At 68.4% G+C, this 20,684-nt stretch carries 17 protein-coding genes; 10 read left to right on the top strand and 7 right to left on the bottom strand.

Going from position 1 to position 20,684, the window contains the following annotated elements:
* Positions 1 to 121 precede the first annotated feature (121 nt).
* From HWX07_RS08530 to HWX07_RS08500, 7 genes are all read left to right on the top strand, one after another.
* The gene (locus tag HWX07_RS08530; protein WP_175875968.1) at positions 122 to 1,258 is read left to right on the top strand and encodes a muconate/chloromuconate family cycloisomerase; all 1,137 of its coding nucleotides are present in this window, start codon (positions 122 to 124) and stop codon (positions 1,256 to 1,258) included.
* A gap of 51 nt (positions 1,259 to 1,309) precedes the next feature.
* Positions 1,310 to 2,260 (top strand): catechol 1,2-dioxygenase, encoded by a 951-nt coding sequence (gene catA / locus HWX07_RS08525; protein WP_175875967.1) that lies wholly within the window; start codon positions 1,310 to 1,312, stop codon positions 2,258 to 2,260.
* Positions 2,261 to 2,377: 117 nt separating this feature from the next.
* Positions 2,378 to 3,736, top strand: coding sequence for a Rieske 2Fe-2S domain-containing protein (locus tag HWX07_RS08520; protein ID WP_175875966.1), 1,359 nt, complete (start codon positions 2,378 to 2,380; stop codon positions 3,734 to 3,736).
* Entirely contained in the window at positions 3,733 to 4,221 is a 489-nt protein-coding gene (benB, locus tag HWX07_RS08515) for a benzoate 1,2-dioxygenase small subunit (RefSeq protein ID WP_175875965.1), read from the top strand. The genes HWX07_RS08520 and benB overlap by 4 nt, the downstream gene beginning before the upstream one ends.
* Before the next feature lie 39 nt (positions 4,222 to 4,260).
* Positions 4,261 to 5,283 (top strand): benzoate 1,2-dioxygenase electron transfer component BenC, encoded by a 1,023-nt coding sequence (benC, locus tag HWX07_RS08510; protein ID WP_175875964.1) that lies wholly within the window; start codon positions 4,261 to 4,263, stop codon positions 5,281 to 5,283.
* Complete coding sequence (locus tag HWX07_RS08505) at positions 5,280 to 6,056, top strand: 1,6-dihydroxycyclohexa-2,4-diene-1-carboxylate dehydrogenase (RefSeq protein WP_175875963.1); 777 nt, start codon at positions 5,280 to 5,282, stop codon at positions 6,054 to 6,056. Before benC ends, HWX07_RS08505 begins: the two co-directional genes overlap by 4 nt.
* An 89-nt stretch (positions 6,057 to 6,145) precedes the next feature.
* Positions 6,146 to 6,544 (top strand): RidA family protein, encoded by a 399-nt coding sequence (locus HWX07_RS08500; protein WP_175875962.1) that lies wholly within the window; start codon positions 6,146 to 6,148, stop codon positions 6,542 to 6,544.
* A gap of 138 nt (positions 6,545 to 6,682) precedes the next feature.
* Here HWX07_RS08500 and HWX07_RS08495 read toward each other — a convergent pair whose 3' ends face one another.
* The 3 genes from HWX07_RS08495 to HWX07_RS08485 form a co-directional block, all read right to left on the bottom strand.
* Positions 6,683 to 9,823: an efflux RND transporter permease subunit gene (locus HWX07_RS08495; protein WP_175875961.1), complete on the bottom strand. Its 3,141-nt coding sequence runs from the start codon at positions 9,821 to 9,823 to the stop codon at positions 6,683 to 6,685.
* Positions 9,820 to 10,944 carry an efflux RND transporter periplasmic adaptor subunit gene (locus HWX07_RS08490; RefSeq protein WP_175875960.1) on the bottom strand — a complete coding sequence of 375 codons (1,125 nt, stop codon included), beginning with the start codon at positions 10,942 to 10,944 and terminating at the stop codon, positions 9,820 to 9,822. Before HWX07_RS08490 ends, HWX07_RS08495 begins: the two co-directional genes overlap by 4 nt.
* A gap of 82 nt (positions 10,945 to 11,026) precedes the next feature.
* The gene (locus HWX07_RS08485; RefSeq protein ID WP_175875959.1) at positions 11,027 to 11,644 is read right to left on the bottom strand and encodes a TetR/AcrR family transcriptional regulator; all 618 of its coding nucleotides are present in this window, start codon (positions 11,642 to 11,644) and stop codon (positions 11,027 to 11,029) included.
* 77 nt (positions 11,645 to 11,721) lie between these two features.
* Here HWX07_RS08485 and HWX07_RS08480 point away from each other — a divergent pair, with 77 nt between their 5' ends.
* Both HWX07_RS08480 and HWX07_RS08475 read left to right on the top strand, forming a co-directional pair.
* Entirely contained in the window at positions 11,722 to 13,182 is a 1,461-nt protein-coding gene (locus tag HWX07_RS08480) for a TolC family protein (RefSeq protein WP_175875958.1), read from the top strand.
* Between the two features lie 44 nt (positions 13,183 to 13,226).
* Positions 13,227 to 13,592: an addiction module antidote protein gene (locus HWX07_RS08475; protein ID WP_175875957.1), complete on the top strand. Its 366-nt coding sequence runs from the start codon at positions 13,227 to 13,229 to the stop codon at positions 13,590 to 13,592.
* 91 nt (positions 13,593 to 13,683) lie between these two features.
* Here the strand turns inward: HWX07_RS08475 and HWX07_RS08470 are convergent, their stop codons facing one another.
* Genes HWX07_RS08470 through coxB form a run of 4 tightly spaced genes read right to left on the bottom strand, consistent with a single transcriptional unit; the run spans position 13,684 to position 19,382 of the window.
* On the bottom strand, positions 13,684 to 15,279 hold the full coding sequence (locus HWX07_RS08470) for a cytochrome c (RefSeq protein ID WP_175875956.1): 1,596 nt from the start codon (positions 15,277 to 15,279) through the stop codon (positions 13,684 to 13,686).
* Positions 15,270 to 15,671: a cytochrome C oxidase subunit I gene (locus HWX07_RS08465; RefSeq protein ID WP_175875955.1), complete on the bottom strand. Its 402-nt coding sequence runs from the start codon at positions 15,669 to 15,671 to the stop codon at positions 15,270 to 15,272. The genes HWX07_RS08470 and HWX07_RS08465 overlap by 10 nt, the downstream gene beginning before the upstream one ends.
* Positions 15,668 to 18,307, bottom strand: a complete 2,640-nt coding sequence (gene ctaD, locus HWX07_RS08460) for a cytochrome c oxidase subunit I (protein ID WP_175875954.1) — start codon at positions 18,305 to 18,307, stop codon at positions 15,668 to 15,670. Before ctaD ends, HWX07_RS08465 begins: the two co-directional genes overlap by 4 nt.
* A gap of 13 nt (positions 18,308 to 18,320) precedes the next feature.
* Positions 18,321 to 19,382 (bottom strand): cytochrome c oxidase subunit II, encoded by a 1,062-nt coding sequence (gene coxB / locus HWX07_RS08455; protein WP_175875953.1) that lies wholly within the window; start codon positions 19,380 to 19,382, stop codon positions 18,321 to 18,323.
* Positions 19,383 to 19,696: 314 nt separating this feature from the next.
* Between coxB and HWX07_RS08450 the strand changes: the two genes are divergently transcribed.
* Complete coding sequence (locus HWX07_RS08450) at positions 19,697 to 20,680, top strand: SDR family oxidoreductase (protein WP_175875952.1); 984 nt, start codon at positions 19,697 to 19,699, stop codon at positions 20,678 to 20,680.
* Positions 20,681 to 20,684: the final 4 nt, after the last annotated feature.

The raw sequence follows: 20,684 nt of genomic DNA, 5'->3' as shown, positions 1-20,684 counted from the left end.
CATGCATCGCCCAGTTTCAATACCCGTCAGGTATCAAAAATCCCGCCTAAAAGTATTGGACGCCCCATTTCCCCGCCGCGTATAAATCCGTTCCATGAACCACCCCCACGCAGCGCGCCCCATGTCCTCCGCTACCATCGAACGCATCGAAACCCGCCTCGTCGACTTGCCGACGATTCGTCCGCACAAGCTGTCGGTGGCCACGATGCACGGCCAGACGCTGATGCTGGTGAAGGTGTTCTGCAGCGACGGCGTGACCGGTATCGGCGAAGGCACGACGATCGCCGGGATGGCCTACGGCCCGGAAAGCCCGGAAGCGATGAAGCTCGCGATCGACGCGTATCTCGCACCGGCGATCGTCGGCCGTGACGCCACGCGCGTCCAGACGCTGATGGCGTTCGTCGGCAAGCTCGCGAAGGTCAACCACTTCGCGAAAAGCGCGCTCGAAACCGCGCTGCTCGACGCGCACGGCAAGCGTCTTGGCGTGCCGGTCAGCGAACTGCTCGGCGGCCGTCGCCGCGATCGCCTGCCGGTTGCCTGGACGCTCGCGTCGGGCGATACGGCCACCGACATCGCCGAAGCCGAACGCATGCTCGACCTGCGTCGCCACAACGTATTCAAGCTGAAGATCGGCGCGAAAGCACCGGAAACGGATATCCGCCACGTGGCCGAGATCAAGAAGGCGCTGGGCGACCGCGCCTCGGTGCGCGTCGACGTGAACATGGCGTGGAGCGAAACGCAGGCCGCGCGCGCGATTCCGGCGTTGGCCGACGCGGGCTGCGAGCTGGTCGAGCAGCCGGTGGCGTCCGCCGCGGCGCTGGCGCGCCTGATGCGCCGCTTCCCCGTCGCGCTGATGGCCGATGAAATCCTGCAGGGCCCCGACAGCGCATTCGATATCGCGAAGCAGCATGGCGCCGACGTGTTCGCGATCAAGATCGAACAAAGCGGCGGCCTCTTCGCCGCGCAGCGCGTGGCCGCGATCGCGGACGCGGCCGGCATCGAGCTGTACGGCGGCACGATGCTCGAAGGCGCGTTCAGCACGGTGGCGTCCGCGCACCTGTTCGCGAGCGTCGCGAATCTGCAGTGGGGCACCGAACTGTTCGGGCCGCTGCTGATCACCGAGGAAATCCTGACGCAGCCGCTGGATTACAGCGATTTCGAACTGACCGTGCCGGACGGCCCCGGTCTCGGCATCGCGCTCGACGAGGACAAGATCAGGCGCTTCACCCGCGACGGGCTGACGAAAGTTGCGCGGTAATCGAATCTGGCAAGGACCGTCACCCCCCCAAATACACATGGAGACAGCATCATGAGCGTCAAAGTTTTCGACACGAAGGAAGTGCAGGATCTGCTGAAGGCCGCATCGAATGCGGCCGGGAATCGCGGAAGTGGCACGAAGGGCGACGCACGTACGCAGCAGATCGTGCTGCGCCTGCTCGGCGACCTGTTCAAGGCGATCGACGATCTCGACATCACGCCCGACGAAGTGTGGGCCGGCGTGAACTACCTGAACAAACTCGGTCAGGATGGCGAAGCGGCGCTGCTCGCGGCCGGCCTCGGTCTCGAGAAATATCTCGACATCCGGATGGACGCGGCGGACAAGGCGATCGGCCTCGACGGCGGTACGCCGCGCACGATCGAGGGGCCGCTGTACGTCGCGGGCGCACCGGTACGCGACGGCATCGCGAAGATCGACCTCGACGCGGACGACGGCGCGGGCCCGCTCGTGATCCACGGCACGGTCACGGGCCTGGACGGCAAGCCGATCGCCGACGCGGTGGTCGAATGCTGGCATGCGAACTCACACGGCTTCTATTCGCACTTCGACCCGACCGGCGCGCAGACCGATTTCAACCTGCGCGGCGCGGTGAAGACGGGCGCGGACGGCAAGTACGAATTCCGCACGCTGATGCCGGTCGGCTACGGCTGTCCGCCGCAGGGCGCGACGCAGCAGTTGCTGAACCGCCTCGGCCGTCACGGCAACCGCCCCGCGCACGTGCATTTCTTCGTCGACAGCCCCGCTCACCGCAAGCTGACGACGCAGTTCAACATCGACGGCGATCCGCTGATCTGGGACGACTTCGCGTATGCGACGCGCGAGGAACTGATTCCGCCCGTGACCACAAAGACCGGCGGCACCGCGCTCGGCATGAAGGCCGACGCGTACCAGGACATCGAGTTCAACTTCGTGCTGACGCCGCTGGTGCAGGGCAAGGACAACCAGATCGTCGAACGCCTGCGCGCGTCCGCCGCGGCATAACTTCCGGCGGCACGGCGGCGCGCGAGCGCCACCGCTGCCGGCCGGTCACCCCGAGATTCAACCGATACCGATGCGAGCGTGCTTGCAGGACGCGACACGCGCATGGGAGGAGCCATCATGTCCGCCACGATCGACCACACCAACGAGCTGGATCATTTGCTCGAAACCGCCGTGCAGGATGACAAGGAGGCCGGCATCTTCCGCTGCCGCCGCGACATCTTCACGAACGCGCAACTGTACGAGCTCGAGATGAAGCACATCTTCGAGGGCAACTGGGTGTACCTGGCGCACGAAAGCCAGATTCCCGACAACAACGATTACTACACGACGTGGATCGGCCGCCAGCCGATCGTCATCACGCGCGACAAGACCGGCGAGCTGCATGCGGTCATCAATGCGTGTGCGCACAAGGGCGCGATGCTGTGCCGCCGCAAGCACGGCAACAAGGGCAGCTTCACGTGCCCGTTCCACGGCTGGACCTTCTCGAACACCGGCAAGCTGCTCAAGGTGAAAGACGAGAAGACGACCGAGTATCCGGTGCAGTTCAACACGCACGGCTCGCACGACCTGAAGAAGGTCGCGCGCTTCGCGAACTATCGCGGCTTCCTGTTCGGCAGCCTCAACGCCGACGTGCTGCCGCTCGAGGATTACCTCGGCGAAGCGCGCGTGATCATCGACCAGATCGTCGACCAGGCGCCGAACGGGCTCGAAGTGCTGCGCGGCAACTCGTCCTACATCTACGAAGGCAACTGGAAGATGCAGATGGAGAACGGTTGCGACGGCTATCACGTGAGCACCGTGCACTGGAACTATGCGGCGACGATGGGCCGCCGCAAGGAAGACGGCACCAAGGCGGTCGACGCGAACAGCTGGAGCAAGTCGGTCGCGGGCGTGTACGGCTTCGACCACGGCCACATCCTGCTGTGGACCCGGACGATGAACCCGGAAGTGCGGCCCGTGTACCAGCATCGTGACGAGATCAAGGCCCGCGTGGGCGACGTGCAGGCCGATTTCATCGTGAACCAGACGCGCAACCTGTGCGTGTACCCGAACGTGTTCCTGATGGACCAGTTCAGCACGCAGATTCGCGTGGTGCGGCCGCTCGCGGTCGACAAGACGGAAGTCAGCATCTTCTGCTTCGCGCCGAAGGGCGAGAGCGAGGCCGACCGCACGACGCGGATTCGCCAGTACGAGGATTTCTTCAACGTGACCGGCATGGGCACGGCCGACGATCTCGAGGAGTTTCGCGCGTGCCAGGCCGGCTATGCAGGCATCACGGCGATGTGGAACGACCTGTCGCGCGGCGCGCCGTTGTGGGTCGACGGGCCGGACGAGAACGCGAAAAAGATGGGGCTGAACCCGCGCATTTCGGGCGAACGCAGCGAGGATGAAGGGCTGTTCGTGTGCCAGCACGAACACTGGGTGAACGTGATGCGCGATGCGCTGAAGAAGGAACGCGGGGAGGTGGCGGCATGAGCTTCGATTACCGGACGATTTGCGCGGCGCTGTATCGCGAGGCGCGCCTGCTCGACGATCGCGAGTGGGATGCGTGGCTGACCTGCTACACGGAGGACGTCACGTACTGGATGCCCGCATGGGACGACGATGACCGGCCGACCGCCGATCCGAGCAGCGAGATCTCGCTGATGTATTACGCGGATCGCGGCGGCCTCGAGGATCGCGTGTTCCGGATCAAGACCGAGCGCAGCGGCGCATCGACGCCCGAGCCGCGCACCAGCCACAACGTGACGAACGTCGAGGTGCTGGCCGAACGCGACGACGAGGTCGACGTGCGCTACAACTTTCACACGCTGAACCACCGTTACCGCGTGACCGATCACTTCTTCGGCACGATGTTCGTCACGTTGCGCCGCGCGGGCGACGCGCTGCTGATTTCACACAAGAAGATCGTGCTGAAGAACGACTACATCCGGCAGGTGCTCGACGTCTATCACGTCTGATGCCGCTGGTTTGTCATGAAAGGAAGTGGAGGTGACGCGATGTCCAGCTACAAGATTGCATTGAACTTCGAGGACGGGGTGACCCGCTTCATCGACTGCAAGGCCGGCGAGAAGGTGCTCGACGCGGCCTTCCGCGCGAAGATCAACCTGCCGATGGATTGCTCCGACGGCGTGTGCGGTACCTGCAAGTGCCGCGCCGAGAGCGGCCGCTACGACCTCGGCGACGACTACATCGACGATGCGCTGACCGAGGACGAGAAGGACGGCGGCCTCGTGCTGACGTGCCAGATGGTGCCGCAAAGCGACTGCGTGATCGCGGTGCCGACGTCGTCGGTTGCGTGCAAGACCGGGCAGAGCGCTTTTGCCGCGACGGTCGCGAAGGTCGAGCAGCACAACGACGCGGCCGTCGTGCTCGAACTCGACGTCGGCGCGAGCGCGCCGGCGTTCCTGCCGGGCCAGTACGTGAACATCGGCGTGCCGGGCAGTGGCCAGCATCGCTCGTATTCGTTCTCGTCCGCGCCGGGCGACACGAAGGTCGGATTCCTGATCAAGAAGATTCCCGGCGGGGTGATGAGCACGTGGCTCGAATCGGCGAAACCTGGCGATACGCTCGAACTGCACGGGCCGCTTGGCAGCTTCTACCTGCGCGACGTGCAGCGGCCGCTGCTGTTCCTTGCGGGCGGCACGGGCCTCGCGCCGTTCCTGTCGATGCTCGAGGTGCTCGCGCGCAGCGGGTCGCGGCAGAAGGTGCACCTGATCTACGGCGTGACGCGCGATCTCGATCTCGTGCTGGTCGATGCGATCGAAGCGGTTGCGGCGAAGCTGCCGAACTTCAGCTTCGCGACGGTCGTTGCCGACGCGGCATCGAACCATGCGCGCAAGGGCTGGGTCACGCAGCACATTCCGGCCGACGCGCTGAACGACGGCGACGTCGACGTGTATCTGTGCGGGCCGCCGCCGATGGTCGATGCGGTGCGCCAGTATTTCGACGAAGCAGGCGTGAAGCCGAACAGCTTCCACTACGAGAAGTTCACCCCCAACGTCACGGCAAAGGCGGCATGACCATGCAACGATTCTCCGGCAAGGTCGTCGTCGTCACTGGCGCGGCGCAGGGCATCGGCTGCGGTGTCGCGCTGCGCGCGGCGGCCGAGGGCGGCAAGGTGCTGTTCGTCGATCGCGCGGATTTCGTCGCCGACGTGGCGGCCGAGGCGACCGGTGGCGAGACGGCAGGCTTCGTCGCCGATCTCGAAACCTACGAGGGCGCGCACGCGTCGATCGCGCATGCAGTGCAGCGGTTCGGCGGCATCGACATCCTGATCAACGGCGTCGGCGGCGCGATTCGCATGCGGCCGTTCGCCGAGTTCGAGCCGGCGCAGATCGACGCGGAAATCCGCCGCTCGCTGATGCCGACGCTCTATGCGTGTCACGCCGTGCTGCCGCACCTGCTCGCGCGCGGCGGCGGCACGATCGTCAACATCTCGTCGAACGCGACGCGCGGCATTCGCCGCGTGCCGTATTCGGCGGCGAAAGGCGGCGTGAACGCGCTGACGGCGGCGCTCGCGATGGAATATGCGGAACACAACATCCGCGTCGTCGCCACCGCGCCGGGCGGCACCAGCGCGCCGCCGCGCCGCGTGCCGCGCAATGCGGCCGGCGACACCGAGCAGGAACAGGCGTGGATGGGCGAGGCCGTGCGGCAGGTGACCAACTCGACGTACTTCAAGCGCTACGGCAGCCTCGACGAGCAGATCGCGCCGATCCTGTTCCTCGCGTCGGACGAGGCGAGCTACATCACCGGCACGGTGCTGCCGGTTGCGGGTGGCGACACGGGTTGAAGGGCGTTGACGGTGCACGCGCCGCAGCCGCGTGCACGACGACCCTCACATAACCGGCCGGCGCGGCAAGCGCGGCCACGGAGACATTCATGAGCAAACGCGAAGCGATCATCCCGGCCGGCATGGAAGCCGTGTACGAAAAAATCGGCTATGCACCGGCGATCAAGGTCGGCGATACCGTTTATGTATCCGGCCAGATCGGCCGCGACGCGGCGATGCAGCTGGTCGAGGGCCGCGAAGCCCAGATCGTGCAGGCGTTCGAGAACCTGAAGCGCGTGCTGGATGCCGGCGGCACATCGCTCGACGACGTGGTCGACCTCACGACCTTCCATACCGACATGCGTGACCTGCCGCTGTTCATGCAGGTGCGCGACCGCTATTTCCATGCGCATCCGCGGCCGGCGTGGACGGCCGTCGGCGCGCACATGCTCGGCGGCGCGCCCGGCTATATCGTCGAGATCAAGGCGGTGGCGGTGCTGCGGCGGTGATCGGCGGCTATCGTTGCGCGGGAACCCCGTTTGCCGCAGGCCGGGCCGCGTGCACGATGCCCGACGACACGCCGGTCACGACGACAACGGTAGGGTTCGACATGGTTGCTTCCTTCGAGCGGATGGATGGTGGAACGGTCAGTTGCGTGCGTCGAGCGTGGCCGCAAGCGTGGAGTCGGGCAGCGACGCCGGTTCGGGCTCGCCGTGATGCGAACCGGCGGCACGGCTGGGCCCGATCCTGAACCAGATCGCGTACATCGCCGGCAGGAACACCAGCGTGAGGATCGTGCCGGCGAACGTGCCGCCGATCAGCGTGTACGCGAGCGTGCCCCAGAACACCGAGTGCGTGAGCGGGATGAACGCGAGCACGGCCGCCATCGCGGTGAGGATCACCGGGCGCGCGCGCTGCACGGTCGCTTCGACGACCGCATGGAACGGGTCCAGCCCGGCCTGTTCGTTCTGGTGGATCTGCCCGATCAGGATCAGCGTGTTGCGCATCAGGATTCCCGACAGTGCAATGAGCCCGACCAGCGCGTTGATCCCGAACGGCTGCCCGAACAGGATCAGCGTCGGCACCACCCCGATCAGCCCGAGCGGGCTCGTCATGAACACCATCACCATCGCCGAGATCGAGCGCACCTGGAAGATGATGATGACGAGCGTGATCGCGAGCATGATCGGGAACAGCGGCAGCATCGCCGTCGTTGCCTTGCCGGATTCCTCGATGGAGCCCGCTTCTTCGATCCTGTAGCCGCTTGGCAACCGCGCCACGATCGGCTGAAGCTGCTTCGTGATCGCGGTCGATACGTCCGGCGGCTGCAAGCCCTCGGCGATGTCGCCGCGCACCGTGAGCGTCGGCACGCGATCGCGCCAGCGCATGATCGGTTCCTCCATCCGCACGTCGACCTTGCCGACCTGCGACAGCGGAATGCGCTGCCCGTTCGCGCCTGCGAGCGTGAAATCGTCGAGTCGTGCGGGATCGAGCCGCGCATCGCCGCCCGAACGCGCGATTACCTGCACGGTCCGGATGTCCTCGCGCACCGCGGTGACGGGCACGCCGGTGAGCAGGAACTGCAACTGCTGCGCGACCGCGCTGGACGTCAGCCCGACCGCCTGCAGGCGGTCCTGCTGCAACGTGAAGTGCAGCGTCGGCGCGCGCGTGCCCCAGTCGGCATTGACCGTGCGCATCATCGGGCTGCCTGTCATCACGCGCCCGACTTCGGACGCGATGCCGCGCAGCGTGTCGGGATCGGGGCCGGTGATCCGGTACGCAACCGGGAACGGCGAATACGGACCGAACACGAGTTGCGTGACGCGCACGCGGGCCTCCGGCGCGAGGCCGTCGGCGACGGCGCGGCGCAGGCGCGCCTTCAACGCGTCGCGTTCGTCCTGACTGTCGGTGCGCACCACGATCTTCGCGAACGACGGGTCGGGCAGCTCCGGCCCCATCGCCAGGTAGAAGCGCGGCGCGCCCTGGCCGACGTACGCGGTGACGATGCGCGCTTCCTTCTGCTTCGCGAGCCACGCCTCGACCTTCGATGCAGCGGCACTCGTTTGCGAAATCGACGTGCCGTACGGCATCTGGACCTCGACGAGCACCTCGGGGCGATCGGAGATCGGGAAGAACTGCTTCTTGACGACCGCCATGCCGAGAATGGCGAGGACGAACAGGCCGACGACCGACCCCGCGACCAGCCATTTACGCGCGATCACGCGCGTCAGCACCTGGCGGAAACGGTTGTAGCGCGGCGTGTCGTAGATCGCATCGTGGCCGCCTTCGATCTTCCTGAAGTCGGGCAGCATCTTCACGCCGAGGTACGGCGTGAACACCACCGCCACGACCCACGATGCGATCAACGCGATCCCGACGATCCAGAACATGTTGCTGGTGTATTCGCCGGCGGTGGAGCGCGCGAAGCCGTTCGGCATGAAGCCGACCGCGGTCACCAGCGTGCCGGCCAGCATCGGTGCGGCCGTATGGCTCCACGCATAGGCCGATGCGGCCACGCGTCCGTAGCCTTCCTCCATTTTCACGACCATCATTTCGATCGCGATGATCGCGTCGTCGACCAGAAGCCCGAGCGCGAGGATCAGCGAGCCGAGCGTGATGCGGTCGAAGTTCTTGCCGGTGGCGGCCATCACGACGAACACCACGGCCAGCGTCAGCGGCACGGCCGCGGCGACCACGAGGCCCACGCGCCAGCCCATGCTGACGAAGCTCACCAGCATGACGACGAGCAGCGCGGCGAAGAACTTGACCATGAACTCGTCGACGGCCGAACTGATGTTGACCGATTGATCGGTGACCTTGGTCAGGCTCATGCCGAGCGGCAACCCCGCATTGATCGCGCCGACTTCGTGGTCCAGCGCGCGGCCGAGGTCGAGCCCGTTCCAGCCGTCGCGCATCACGATGCCCAGCAGTAGCGCGGGCTCGCCGTTGTTGCGGATCATGAAGGTCGACGGATCTTCGTAACCGCGCTCGACGGTCGCGATGTCCGACAGCTTCAGCGTGCGGCCCTGCGAGACGATCGGCGTGTCGCGGATCTTCTGCAGCTTGTCGAACGCACCGTCCACGCGAATGAAGATCTCCGGCCCGCGCGTCTCGACGGAGCCGGCCGCCGTCAGCACGTTCTGGCCGTTGAGCGCGGCGAACACGTCCTGCGGGCTCACGCCGAGCGTCGCGAGCCGGTCGTGCGACAGCTGCACGTAGATGCGCTCGGCCTGCTCGCCGATGATGTCGACCTTCTTCACGCCCGCCACGTGCAGCAGCCGCTGACGCAACGCTTCGGCGTCGCGCACCAGCAGGCGCTGCGGTTCACCCTTGGCCTTCAGCGCGAACAGCGCGAACGTGACGTCCGCGTATTCGTCGTTGACCATCGGGCCGATCACGCCGGCCGGCAGGTTGGTCGCCTCGTCGCCGATCTTTTTCCGTGCCTGGTAGAACTGCTCCTGCACCTCCGACGGCGGCGTGCTGTCGAGCAGCGTCAGCGTCGTGATCGCGAGGCCCGGGCGCGTATAGGTCTCGGTGCGGTCGTACCAGCGCAGCTCCTGCATGCGCTTTTCGATCTTTTCGGCGACCTGGTCGTGCATTTCCTGCGCGGTGGCGCCCGGCCATGCGGTGATGACGGTCATCACCTTGATCGTGAACGCCGGGTCTTCCGCGCGGCCCAGCTTGAAGAACGACACGAGGCCGGCCAGCGAAATCAGGCAGATCAGGAACAGCGTGATCGCGCGCTCGCGCACCGCGAGCGCCGACAGGTTGAATCGTCGCTCGCTCACGGCCGTGCTCCTGCGCTCGCGACCGTGGCAGCCGGCGCGGACACGCGCACCGCCTCGCCTTCGCGCAGCAACTGCGCGCCGAGCGCGACGACGCGCTCGCCTGGCTTGAGCGCACCGTCGCCGGCCACGCGTGCGCTATCGTCGTCGAGATGCTCGACCTTGACAGGTCGCCACGTCACCTTGGCCGGTTCGCCGGCGACGACCCACACGCCGGGCCCTTTGCCCGCGTCCAGCAGCGCGCCAATCGGCACCTGCATGCCGCCTTGCGAAGCCGTGCGTGCGTCGTCCGGCACGCGGATCGTGACGGTCGCGCCCAGCGGTGCATCGGCCAGCGCGCCTTGCAGCACGTAGCGCGCTTCGAAGGTTCGCGTTCTCGCATCCGCGGTATCGGAAAGCTGGCGCAGCGTCGCGGGGACGCGGACGTCCGGCTTGCCGAACAGCCCGGCCTGCGCGACCGACCCGATCGTCGGACGCAGGGTTTCGGGCAACTGGATCACGGCTTCGCGGCTGCCGGCGTGCGCGAGCCGCACCACCGGCTGACCCGCGCTGACGACCTGACCGGGCTCCGCGAGCGTTTCCATCACGACGCCGTCGCCGTCCGCGACGAGTTGCGCATAGCCGGTCGCGTTGCGCGCGACGTCGGCGTCGGCCTCGGCGGCGCTCAGTTGCGCTTTCGCGGCATCGGCGGCGGCCTTGATCTGGTCGTACGCGGATGCCGATATCGCGCCGGTGCCGCGCAGGTCGCGGTAGCGGGCCTCGTCCTCGGCGGTCTGCCGCGCGCGCGCCCGTGCGGCGGCGACGGCTTCGTCGCGGGCGCGCGCCGCGAGCTTCAGGTCGACGGGATCGAGCCGCATCAGCGGCTGGCCGCGCTTGACGGTTTGACCGGTATCGACGAGCCGCTCCAGCACCTTGCCGGACACCCGGAAGCCGAGATCGCTCTGCACGCGCGCGGCGACGGTTCCGGTGAACGAGCGGGACGCGGGAACGGCCGCCTGCACGACGGCGGTACGCACGAGCGGCGCTTCCGTGCGCGGATCGGACGGCGCTTTTCCGCTGCAGGCGGCTAGCGCGAGGGGCAGTGCTGAAGCGACTGCGAGGAAAGCGAGGCGACGCCGAACCATGAAAGACCCAGTGACGAAGTGAGCGGGGCTTTCATTGTGTATCTAGTGACCAATATAGTCAACAGTCACAAACGGTGACGCATCACGGCGCGAGGCTGCGCAGAACGAGGCTGGACAGTTGGGCCGGCGCGGCGTCGGTCGTGTCGAGGTTGTACTGCAGCAGCAGCGGGTTCAGGTACGGCCGCATCACGAGGTAGATCGCCGTCGCGGTTTCGTCCAGCGGCGTCTTGCGCTCGAACTCGCCGCTCTGCCGGCCTTCCTGGAGGACGTCCTGCAGCAGCTTCTGCACGCGTGCTTCGTAGGCCTGCACCGATTGCCAGTTCTCGGTGGCGGCCGACGCCGCGATGTCGTACAGCTTGCGGTCGCGGAAAAACAGCCGCAGGCTCGCTTCGGTAAAGACCTTGAACATCCGCCGCAGCTTTTCGGTGGGCCGTTCGGCCGCGGCCACGGCCGCGCGCACGTCCGTTTCGATCTCGCGCAGGCAGTTCGAGCAGATCATCTCGCCGATCGCCTGTTTCGACTCGAAGAACTTGTAGATATAGGCCTTCGAGAAGCCGATCGCCTTCGCGAGGTCCGACACGGTCGTCTTTTCGTAGCCGTACCGGCTGAAGTGCTCGGTGGCGGCGGCTACGATCTGATCGCGGACGTCGTGGTCGGCCGGGCCACGCGCGGGCGCCGGGGAAGGGTCGATTTTTTTCATGAGCTGCAACGGACAGGAATGGACAACGAGTGACTATTTGGTATTATAGTCACTACCGGATTCTTGCTAAAGCCCACATGCTACCCAAACCCATCGTTGCCGCGGCGCTGGCCGCCATCTTGTCGACGGGGTGCGCCGTTGGTCCCGACTATGTGCGGCCGGACGTGGCGATGCCCGAGCAGTTCCGCGGGCAGCATGCCGTGGACCAGCGCCACGCGGCGGCCGACGCCGATCTCGCGACGTGGTGGAGGGGCTTCGGCGATCCGCAATTGACGCGCTACATCACGCTGGCGCTCGCGCAGAACCTCGATCTTGCGCAGGCCGCGGCGCGCGTCGCACAGGCGCGCGCGGGGCTAGGGGCGGCGAATGCGGCGCTGCTGCCGTCCGGCAACGTGAGCGGGCAGGCCGCGCGCGTCTACCAGTCGGTCGAAACGCCGTTGGGGCAGGTGTTGAATGCGACGCCCGGTTTCGACCGTCATGGCAACGACTACGAGGCTGATTTCAACGCGAGCTGGGAACTGGACATATTCGGCGGATTGCGCCGCGGCCGCGAAGCGGCGCTCGCCGACTATCAGGCGTCCGAAGCGGCGGCGGTCGCGACGCGGCTCGCCGTCGCCGCGCAAACCGCGGATACCTACATCACGATTCGCGGGTTGCAGGGCCGGCTCGAGGTCGCGCGGCACCAGGTGCAGACCGAGCAGGATCTGCTGTCGACCCTCAACCTGCTCTATGGAAAGGGCCTCGCGGCGGAGCTTCAGGTGCGGCAGGCCGAAGGCGCGCTCGCGCAGGTTCGCGCCACGGTGCCGGTGCTCGAAGCGGCGCTGGACGCGGCGATGAATGCGCTCGACGTGATGCTCGGCGCGCAGCCCGGCACGCATCGCGCGGAATTGCTTGCCGGCGGCGAGGTACCGGTCGCGCCGCAGATCGCGGCGACCGGCACGCCCGGAGAACTGCTGCGGCGCCGGCCCGACCTGATCGCCGCGGAGCGGCGCGTGGCGGCGTCGAATGCGCGCATCGGCGTGGCGATCGCCGAGTATTACCCGAAGTTCTCGCTGGGCGGGTTGATCGGCAGCGCGACGACGATGGGCGCGGGCAACCTGTTTGCCGGCGGCGCGAACCAGGCCGCGGGCGTGCTCGGCTTGCGCTGGCGTTTGTTCGACTTCGGCCGGATCAACGCGCAGATCGCGCAGGCCAAAGGGCAGGATGCCGAAATGCTCGCCGCGTATCGGCTCGCGGCGCTGCATGCCACCGAGGACGTCGAGAATGCGTTCTCCGCGCTCGTCAAGCGTGACGAGCAGGCGGCCATTCTCGGTGACGGCGTGAAGTCGCTCGGCCGCGCGCGGGCCGCGTCGTTCGCGGCATACCAGAAAGGGGTGGTCAGCCTGATCGAAGTGTTGCAGGCGGATGAAAGCCTGCTGCGCGCGTCCGATGAACGCGTGCAGGCGCGAACCGAATCGGCGCGCGCGGCGGTCGCGGCGTTCAAGGCGCTCGGCGGTGGGTGGCAGGCGCCGGAAGCGCAGGCGGTGGCGAGCCGGTAGCGGTAGTATCGGAACCTGATCGCCGCCGAACTGGAGGATTGAATATGAAAATCAGCGAACTGGCCGAATTCGATGGCTCGAAGTACCTGAAGGATGACGAAGCGATTCGCCACTACCTGGCGCAGGCGTTCGAAGATGGGGAGCCTCGACTGATCCAGGCCGCGCTCGGGAATGTCGCGAAGGCGCGTGGCATGACGGCGCTGGCGCGCGAGTCCGGTGTGAAGCGTGAAGCGCTCTACCGTGCGCTGTCGGAAGGTGGGAACGCGGAGTTTGCAACGATCATGAAGGTCGTCGCCGCGTTGGGATTGCATCTGACCGTTGCGCCGACCACGCAGACCGCCGCAGCGGTACCCGCGCCTGAGCCGACCTCGCGCGCGCGCTCGCACGCACGTGCGGCGGCCCACGGATGATGTCATCAGGGGCGGGCTGCATGCTTCACGCCAAGCCCGCCCGTATTGTCCCGCTCGACCTCGCGCGGCAAGCCCTGCGGGCAGCACGCCGCTACCGCTTGATTGCCCCCCGCAACCGCCGCACATCCTGCTCCGACACTGGCGCCGCCCGATTCCCCCACGCACCGCGCACGTAGCTGACCACCGCCGCGATCTCGCCGCTCGTCAACGCGCCGCGCATCGCCGGCATCCGCTGCACCGGCCCCGGCTTGCCCGGCGCGGGCTGCGCGCCTTCGACCACGATCCGGATCGTGCTGGTCGGATCGGCCGCCACGACGATCGAACTGCCCGCGAGCGCCGGCCCGTGATCGGGCACGCCCGCGCCGTCCGCACCGTGGCAGCGCGCACAAAACCCGGCATACACGCCGGCTCCCGGCGCCTGCTGGCCGCCTTCCGGCCGCGGGCCGGCCACGGTGAGCCGGGGCACGCCCACACCCAATGGATTCGTCGCGGCAGTCGGTTGCGCGGGCAACGACTTCAGGTACACGGCGATCGCCTGACGGTCGGCATCGGTCAGCAACGCGGTGCTTTCACCGACGACCGGCGCCATCGCGCCGAACACCGCGCCGCGCGTTGCATGGCCGCTGCGCAGGAACGCGGCGATGTCGTCGGCCGACCAGTGGCCCAGGCCATCCGGGGCCGCGCCGGTCAGGTTCGGCGCGAACCAGTGGTCGTTGATGCCGCCGGTCAGGAACGCGGGGCTGCGCTCGTCGTAGCCGCGTTCGTTGTAGGCCGGCCCGCGCGGCGTATGGCAGGCGCCGCAATGGCCGAGCCCCTGCACGAGATACGCGCCGCGATTCCATTCCGCGGATTGCGACGGCTGCGGCGTGAACCGGTCGCGGTTCGCGAACACGAGGCTCCATAACCCCAGCGCCCAGCGCTGGTTGAACGGAAACGGCAGTTGCGTGAGCTTGGCCGCATTCGAGGACGGCGCGACGCCGCGCATGAAATACGCATACAACGCGCGCACGTCGTCGTCGGTCAGGTGCGCGAACGACGGATATGGCATTGCCGGATACAGGCGGCTGCCGTCCGCACGCACGCCGCGCCGCATGGCATCGTCGAATTGCCGCAGCGTGTAGTTGCCGATGCCGTGCGTCGGGTCCGGCGTGATGTTCGGCGCATAGATCGGCCCGAACGGCGAATTCACCGGCTGGCCGCCCGCGTACGGCGTATGGTCGGCCGCGTCGTGGCACGCGGCGCAATCGCCGGCGAGCGCGAGGTAGCGGCCGCGCGCGAGCGTCGCGGCGTCGGCGTTTGCAGCAGCCGCGGCGATCACCGGGCGGCGGGCGGTCGAAGCGGACGCCGCATCGGGCGGCGCATCGGGCGGCGCGGTGGACGCCGCGGACGATGGCGCCTCCGCCACCGACGCGTCCCGGTCGCGTGACAGCCGCCGCTCGTCCTTCACGCGCGCGGACATCGACGCACCGGCCTCGGCCGCCGATGCACCGATCCGCACGAACCGCCAGCCCGACGCGGGCTCGGGCGCTTCCGCCGCCGACGCGGCGTCGGCCGCATTGCCGGGTGCGGCCGGGTTGTCGTCCTGCCGCATGTCGCATCCGCAGAGCGCGACGCACACGGCGAACGCGACGCCCGCGCGGCGGCGCGGAACGCGGAACGGAAACGAAGCGAACGAGATCAGCGCCATGGACTGCAAGGCCCCACGAAAGCCGTGACGATCCCCGTGAACACCAGACCGATCACGAAGCCGAGCGCGGCGAGCATCCCGCAGCGCGCGAGAAAGCGCGTACTGTCGTCGCGCGTCGCGTCGGGCGCGTCGGGATCGTGCCGGTGCCGCCACGCGCGCGCGAGCCACGTCGCGCAGGCGGCGGCCAGCGCGAACGCGCCTGCCGCGATCAGCGCGAGCCACACGCCGACGTGCGCCCAGCGCGGCGCGGCCTGCGCGACACCGAGCGGATAGCACGCAGTGGACGCGAGCGTCTCCGACACCAGCATCTGCGCGAACCACAGCGCGGGCGCGCCGACGAGGCCGGCCGCGATCGCGAGCAGCGGGGTCCACGCGCGTCGGGCGTCGTTCATCCCGTGCTCCTCAGCCAGAATGGCGATACGTACAGCGCGGTGAAGATGAACAGCCACACGATGTCGACGAAGTGCCAGTAGAGCCCGCCGACCGTCAGCGCGACGCGCCGTTCGCGGCCGAAGAAACCGGCGGCCGTCCACCCGGCGAGCAGCGCGAGGATCGCGAGACCGGCCACGACGTGCGCGAGGTGGAACCCGGTGATCGTGAAGTAGAGGCTGCCGTACAGGTGCGCGGTCGGGCCGTACGGATGGTCGCGCCATTCGTGCAGCTGGACCAGCGCGAACGCGGTGCCGAGCACCAGCGCGACGACGAGCAGCGCGACCGCGCGTGCCTGTTTTTCGGCCCGCACCGCGCGCTCCGCGAGCCACACGAACACGCTGCTCGACAGCAGCACGGCCGTGTTGGCGGCCGCGAGCCCGATCTTCGGCATGCCTTCGGGCGGCCACGGCGCGGACCATTGCGACTGCAGGTAGAAGTAGCAGAACAGCAAATAGCCGAATAGTCCGGCCTCGGTCACGATCAGCGTGAGCACACCCCACCAGCCGCCCGCGCGCTCGCCGCAACTGCCGACGGGCAGCGGTTCGATGCACGCGGCCGGCGCACCGGGCGGCACCGTCGCCGACGGCGGTTCGTCCGGATGACGCCCGGCGGCCGTGGCGGGCGCCTGGGTGTCGGCGCGGGCCGGCAGGCGCGTACGTTGTCCGAGTGCGCGGCGCGGCCACAGCCACGCGGCGGTGGCGATCGCGCAACCGGCGGCGGCCACGCAGACGAGCGTCGGCGAGCGCGCGAGCATCGCCGCGAACACGGCGGTCGCGAGCAGCGCGAGCACGAACGGCACGCAACTGTCTTCGGGCATCTTCAGGATCGCGCTCGGCGCGGCGGCGAGCGGCGTGACCGCGAGCGCCTCGCGCCCGTCCGCGAGCCGGTAGCCGACCCGCAGGCTGGTGCGGGCCGGATCGTCGCGCGTTTCCCACAGCGGATGCCGCGACGCGACGAGCGGCAGCACCGCGAAGTTGTACACGGGCGTCGGCGACGCGACCGACCATTCGAGGCCGGCCGCGCCCCACGGATTCTCGCCGGCACGCACGCCGCGCCGCGCGCTCACCAGCGCGTTGACGACGAACATCACGATGCCGATCCCGAACACGAACGAGCCGATCGTCGTCAGCAGGTTCGACGTGTCCCAGCCCATCCCCGATGGATAGGTATAGATCCGGCGCGGCATCCCGAGCAGCCCGGAAATGTGCATCGGAAAGAAGCCGAGATTGAAGCCGACCAGCACGACCCAGAACGTCAGCTTGCCGAACCGCTCGTTCATCATCCGCCCGGTGAATTTCGGGAACCAGTACGCGACGCCGCCGAGCACCGGGAACACGTTGATGCCGAGCAGCACGTAATGCAGGTGCGCGACCACGAAGTACGTATCGGTGAGCTGCCAGTCGAGCGGCACGGCCGCGGTCATCACGCCCGACACGCCGCCGATCACGAACATCAGCACGAAGCCCGCGAAATACAGGAACGGCGTGCGGAACACCGGGCGGCCGGTCCAGATCGTCGCGATCCATGCGAACACCGCGACCGCGCTCGGGATCGAGATCAGCATGCTCGCGGCGCCGAAGAACGCGAGCGCGAGCGGCGCGATGCCCGTCGCGAACATGTGGTGGACCCACACCTCGAAGCCGATCAGCATCGTCGCCACGGTCGACACCGCGACGGCCTCGTACGCGACGAGCGGCCGCCGGCAGAAGGTCGGCAGCGCATCCGACACGATCCCCATCGCCGGCAGCACGACCACGTAGACCCACGGATGCGCGAACATCCAGAACAGGTGCTGCCACAGCAGCGGCCGGCCGCCGTGCGCGACGTCGAAGAAGTGCGTGCCGGCATTGCGGTCGAGCCACAGCAGCAGGAACGCTAGGCTCACCGACGGCACCGCGACCAGGTTCGCGACCGATGCGGTCAGCGTGCCCCACACGATGATCGGCAGCCGGTCGATCGACATCCCGTGCGCGCGCATCCGCAGCAGCGTGACGACGAAGTTCGCGGCGCCGCCGGTCGTCGAGATGCCGAGCAGGATCATCCCGAGCGCGTAGATGTCGATGTTCGCGCCGGCGCTGTAGTCGAGCGACGTGAGCGGCACGTAGTTGAACCAGCCGCCGTCCGGCACCGCGCCGAGCGGAAAGCTCGCGTACAGGAACAGCCCGGCGAACAGGAACGACCAGTACGAGAATGCGTTTAGCCGCGGGAACGCCATGTCGCGCGAGCCGAGCATCAGCGGCCACAGGTAGTTCGCGAAGCCGGACAGCACCGGCAGCGCGTACAGGAAGATCATCGTGACGCCGTGCATCGTGAACAGCGAATCGTATTGCGCGGGCGTGAGCACGGTCGCGTTCGGCCGCGCGAGCTGGATGCGCATCACGAGCGCCTCGACGCCGCCGAGCAGCAGGAACACGAACGCGGTGACGATGTAGCGCAACCCGATGCGCTTGTGATCGACGGTGCCGAGCCAGCCGCGCCAGCCGGGTTCCGATTCCCACAGCTCGGCCAGCGCGCGCTCGTGCATGGAGCCGGGCGGCGCTTCGCCGAGATCGGGTACGCGGCTGAGCGGGGCGGGCGTGTCGCGGGCAATGGCCATCGGCGTCCTCGGTTCAGTGCAGCGTCGCGAGATACGCGGCGAGATCGTCGGCATCGCGCGGCGCGAGCGCGATCGACGGCATCAGCGACTGCGGCTTGACCTGCTGCGCATGCGCGATCCAGCGGCGCAGGTTGTCGGGGGTGTTGTCGAGCGTGCCGGCCGCGAGCAGCCGGCGCGTGCCGACGTGCGTGAGATCGGGGCCCGCGTCGCCCGCGGCATCGGTGCCGCGCACCGCGTGGCAGCCCGCGCAGCGCGCGGCGAACACGCGCTGGCCGCGGCGTTCGGCGCCGGCGCCCACGGCGCCTGCCTGGGCCGGTTGCCGTTGCGCGGCGAGCCACGCATGAAACGCGGCTGGCGGCTCGGCCACGACTTCGAACGCCATGTGCGCATGCTGCGCGCCGCAGTATTGCGAGCATTGCCCCCGGTAGACGCCAGGCCGGTCGGCCTGCAGCCATTGGCGGTTGGTCTGGCCGGGAATCGTCTGGGTCTTGCCGGCGAGTTGCGGCACCCAGAACGCGTGGATCACATCGGCGCTCTTCAGCTCGATCGCGACGGGCTCGCCCACCGGAATATGAATCTCGTTCGCCGTGACGAAGCCCGGGCCGTTCGCGTCGTCCGGATAACGCACGGCCCACCACCAGTCTTGCGCGGTCACGGTGATCGTCAGCGCGGGCGGACGTGGCGGCGCCGCGATCGCGCCCATCACGCGCAGCATGTACACGAGCGCGCCGAACAGCAGCAGGATCGAGATCGCGGTGCCGACGGTCACGATCGTCAGCCCGCTGCCATAGCCGCCGCCCGCCTGCGCGCGACGGCGAAACAGCGCGATCAGCAGCAGCACGGCGATCGCGACGCAGACGAACGTGCACAGCGCGAGCAGCGCCCAGCCGAGTACGAAGACCGGCTGCGCGGCGGGGCCGGCTGCGTGCACGACGTACGCGAGCGGCAGCGGCGCGGCAGGATTGCCGGGCTCGGCGCGCTCGGCGGCCGCGCGCGCGACGAGCGGCGCGACCGCCCACGCGGACGGTGCGAGGCATGCGATATGACGCGCTTTGTTGGGCAGCGGGACGAGCAACGCGACTCCTTGCCGAAGTGGGCGGCGTGACGAAAGCCGTTCGCGGCGGAGCAAGTTTCGTGCGCGTGCGGCTTGCATGTATGCGGCCGCGGGAATGCGGGATGGCGTGGGCTAGGGCCGGTGCGTTACAGCCGGCTTGTAAATTGGACGACCGTTCACGGTACGCGCGGGGGGCGATATGGATTGCGTCGAGATTGCGTGAGCCCGCGCGGCCGGCGGCATGTCGCTTGCTGCGTCGAACGCGTTCCGGTACGCGGCGGCGCGACAGCTTCGTTGGCGTGCCGGCCCTCATCGACAAACGGGAGGAACCGACCGTGAAGACCGTTGTGATCACGGGTGCGAGCGCCGGCGTCGGTCGTGCGAGCGCCCACGCGTTTGCGCGGCTCGGCGCGAACGTCGCGCTGCTCGCTCGCGATCCGCGCGCGCTGGACGACACCGCGAGCGAGGTGCGCGCATATGGCGTCCGGGCGCTGCCGATCGCCGTCGACGTGAGCGATGCGGCAGCGCTCGACGCGGCGGCCGAGCGGATCGAACACGAGCTCGGGCCGCTCGACGTGTGGGTCAACAACGCGATGGTCACCGTGTTCGCGCCGTTCGACGCCATCTCGCCGGAAGACTATGCGCGCGTGACGGCCGTCACCTACCTCGGCTGCGTGTACGGCACGCGTGCCGCGCTGGCGCGGATGGCCCCACGCAACCGCGGCACGATCGTGCAGGTCGGCTCGGCGCTCGCGTACCGGTCGATTCCGCTGCAGGCGCCGTACTGCGGCGCGAAACATGCGATCCGCGGCTTCACCGACGCGCTGCGCTGCGAGTTGCTGCATGCACGCAGCCGCGTGCGCGTGACGATGGTGCAACTGCCCGCGATCGACACGCCGCAGTTCGACTGGGCCGAATCGGTGCTGCCGCACGCACCGCGTCCGGTCGCGCCGGTCTATGCGCCGGAGGTGGCGGCCGATGCGATCGTGCACGCCGCGCGGCATCCGTGCCGCGAGCGCTGGGTCGGCTGGTCGTCGCTCGCGGCGATCGTCGCGAACGGCATCGCGCCCGGCTGCTTCGACCGCTATCTCGCGCGCACGGCCGTCCGCGGCCAGCAGCGCGCGGCGCCGGCTGGCCCGCGCGCGTCGAACCTGTGGGCGCCCGTGCCGGGCCGCCATGCGACGCGTGGCGCGTTCACCGACGAAGCGCGCAGCTCGGGCGCGGAGGCCGGGCTCGGCGCGTCGCGCGCGCTCGCGTTCGGCGCGGCCGTCGTGGTGCTCGTGGCCGCATGTGCCGCCGCACGCAAATGGCGCCGGTGAGCGC

It is taken from the genome of Burkholderia sp. BCC0097, assembly GCF_902832985.1.
GTDB lineage: Bacteria > Pseudomonadota > Gammaproteobacteria > Burkholderiales > Burkholderiaceae > Burkholderia > Burkholderia orbicola.
This window is presented reverse-complemented; position numbering and strand designations above follow the sequence as displayed.

Bases quoted from the DNA above. Each gene is read 5' to 3' on its own strand.
- HWX07_RS08475 (WP_175875957.1), top strand. From the start codon at position 13,227: ATGAAAATCAGCGAACTGGCCGAATTCGATGGCTCGAAGTACCTGAAG.
- benC (WP_175875964.1), top strand. From the start codon at position 4,261: ATGTCCAGCTACAAGATTGCATTGAACTTCGAGGACGGGGTGACCCGC.
- catA (WP_175875967.1), top strand. From the start codon at position 1,310: ATGAGCGTCAAAGTTTTCGACACGAAGGAAGTGCAGGATCTGCTGAAG.
- HWX07_RS08500 (WP_175875962.1), top strand. From the start codon at position 6,146: ATGAGCAAACGCGAAGCGATCATCCCGGCCGGCATGGAAGCCGTGTAC.
- HWX07_RS08485 (WP_175875959.1), bottom strand. From the start codon at position 11,644: ATGAAAAAAATCGACCCTTCCCCGGCGCCCGCGCGTGGCCCGGCCGAC.
- benB (WP_175875965.1), top strand. From the start codon at position 3,733: ATGAGCTTCGATTACCGGACGATTTGCGCGGCGCTGTATCGCGAGGCG.
- HWX07_RS08465 (WP_175875955.1), bottom strand. From the start codon at position 15,671: ATGAACGACGCCCGACGCGCGTGGACCCCGCTGCTCGCGATCGCGGCC.
- ctaD (WP_175875954.1), bottom strand. From the start codon at position 18,307: ATGGCCATTGCCCGCGACACGCCCGCCCCGCTCAGCCGCGTACCCGAT.
- HWX07_RS08530 (WP_175875968.1), top strand. From the start codon at position 122: ATGTCCTCCGCTACCATCGAACGCATCGAAACCCGCCTCGTCGACTTG.
- HWX07_RS08520 (WP_175875966.1), top strand. From the start codon at position 2,378: ATGTCCGCCACGATCGACCACACCAACGAGCTGGATCATTTGCTCGAA.
- HWX07_RS08480 (WP_175875958.1), top strand. From the start codon at position 11,722: ATGCTACCCAAACCCATCGTTGCCGCGGCGCTGGCCGCCATCTTGTCG.
- HWX07_RS08490 (WP_175875960.1), bottom strand. From the start codon at position 10,944: ATGGTTCGGCGTCGCCTCGCTTTCCTCGCAGTCGCTTCAGCACTGCCC.
- HWX07_RS08505 (WP_175875963.1), top strand. From the start codon at position 5,280: ATGACCATGCAACGATTCTCCGGCAAGGTCGTCGTCGTCACTGGCGCG.
- HWX07_RS08470 (WP_175875956.1), bottom strand. From the start codon at position 15,279: ATGGCGCTGATCTCGTTCGCTTCGTTTCCGTTCCGCGTTCCGCGCCGC.